The organism is Corynebacterium sp. MSK074 (genome assembly GCF_030229735.1).
GTDB lineage: Bacteria > Actinomycetota > Actinomycetes > Mycobacteriales > Mycobacteriaceae > Corynebacterium.
Genome location: NZ_JASPIX010000036.1, coordinates 1 through 552 on the forward strand (window position 1 = coordinate 1; position 552 = coordinate 552).

Annotated in this window: 1 rRNA gene; it reads left to right on the plus strand. The window is 53.3% G+C overall.

Annotated features, from left to right (window positions below):
• Positions 1-552 (plus strand): 23S ribosomal RNA (locus QP965_RS11445); the annotation flags it as partial.

The following is a 552-nucleotide window of genomic DNA, read 5'->3' on the forward strand; positions in this document are numbered from 1 at the left end:
ATGTAGTGGGGCTCAAGTACACCGCCGAAGCCGCGGCAAACTTTTTTTGTTTGGGTAGGGGAGCGTCGTGCATGGGTTGAAGCGTTACCGTAAGGAGGCGTGGACTGTGTGCGAGTGAGAATGCAGGCATGAGTAACGAATTGATAGGTGAGAATCCTATCCGCCGGATGACTAAGGGTTCCTGGGTCAAGTTCGTCTTCCCAGGGTGAGTCGGGACCTAAGGCGAGGCCGACAGGCGTAGTCGATGGATAACCAGTTGATATTCTGGTACCCGTACATGCGCGCCCATGATAAAGCACTGATACTAACCACCGCGGATGCACTGCTGACACTCTTTGAGTGTTGGTGGTGTTGATGTCGTGGGGCCTGATGTGTGGTTCAAGTGATGGGGTGACGCAGTGAGGTAGCCACGCCACTTATTGGATTGGTGGTGTAAGCGTGTAGATCGTGTGGTAGGTAAATCCGCCGCACATATGGTTGAGACGTGATGCGTAGACCCATTGGGGTTGATGGTGGTGATCCTGTACTGTCGAGAAAAGCCTCTAGCGATGT